The 1153-nt window shown below is 42.4% G+C and carries 1 protein-coding gene and 1 pseudogene; both read right to left on the bottom strand.

The genetic code is table 11. The features are described from left to right. Positions 1-230: 230 nt before the first annotated feature. The gene (locus AAKU61_RS22625) at positions 231-734 is read right to left on the bottom strand and encodes a hypothetical protein (protein WP_354335886.1); all 504 of its coding nucleotides are present in this window, start codon (positions 732-734) and stop codon (positions 231-233) included. A 6-nt stretch (positions 735-740) separates the two neighbouring features. Beyond that, positions 741-1153, bottom strand: a pseudogene (locus AAKU61_RS22620) (hypothetical protein); the annotation flags it as partial.

The raw sequence follows: 1153 nt of genomic DNA, 5'->3' as shown, positions 1-1153 counted from the left end.
GGCAAGCTGGCGTGTTGGGGGGTGGGATTTTTAAAGTCAAAACTGGTGAGTACGACACTACCTGGGACGATGCGTCTTACCGGGGTCCAGTCACCTATGGCGTCGTCTTCTTGTGAGCCGGCGGCGCGTTGGAAGGGGATTTCTGCGGTGAAACCGTCGATTTGAGATTTTAATGACTGATTGTAGGAATATTTGATCTAATGCCTGCATTGCGGCATTGAGAGGCCAGCCTACAAATTACGCGAATCAATAAATTCCAGAGGCGTAGAATCCCATGTATCACAATCATAAAAAGTACCATAGACAGGTTCTGCTTTGTACGATTTATTTGGTAAGTCTCGACTAACTGAAATTCGCGCAAGCAGCTTGTCTCTCATGTTTTGAATATCGCGAAACTCGAACTCATCACCATCCTGATATTCCGATGAGAAGCGATACGGATTAATAAGTCTGCGATTTTCAGTACCGTCAGGGTTGAGTACCAACAAATTATCGGAGCCATATTTGTCTGGATTCTGTAGCACGACCAAATATTTCTTATTGAGCGCCAGCTCCATTGCGCAAGTCTCGGTCGCATCACACAATCTTGTATAAGTTATGCCATTAGCTTCCCAAGAGTAATGGATTCTTTGATATTCAGGTTTGAAAAAATCCATTTTTGGTATATCCGGTGGGAATATGCCAGGTGGCCTTTTAAAGCCATTTTTTGAAACGATCACAAAAGATTCAATCATTTTTTTCTAAGGTAAAGTGGTAACATCAATAACGCGTACAAATTCTTTTGCACCAGTTCTTGGTAAATCTAAAAAGTATTGCTGAGCACCTCCAGTAAGCGAACCTTGAGGGCCTGCGATTCCTTCCAATGTTCTGAAAGGTTTTACGACTTCAAATTCAACCGTATTAGGAATACCATTAGGCTTCCAGCTTGGATTAATCGCCATTTTATCAAGCGCTTCGCTTTGACTACTAAATTTATCGGTAGTACCCCAACCACCTACTCCGCCTGGTTTTGTTGTGTCATTCAACATATCTAATTGTTGATCATCCATAGACATATTAAATCTCTCACCCGGAGCCATGTCTCTTTCAGTAACGGTGGTGCCTTCTTTAAACGGTGCAGTTTCTCTTGTTGCACGTTTTTTATCGATCAGTT

It is taken from the genome of Undibacterium sp. GrIS 1.2 (genome assembly GCF_040544435.1).
In the GTDB taxonomy this organism is placed as follows: Bacteria; Pseudomonadota; Gammaproteobacteria; order Burkholderiales; family Burkholderiaceae_D; genus Undibacterium.
This window is presented reverse-complemented; position numbering and strand designations above follow the sequence as displayed.

Excerpts from the sequence above, each read along its gene's own strand:
- AAKU61_RS22625 (WP_354335886.1), bottom strand. The coding sequence starts at position 734 with ATGATTGAATCTTTTGTGATCGTTTCAAAAAATGGCTTTAAAAGGCCA.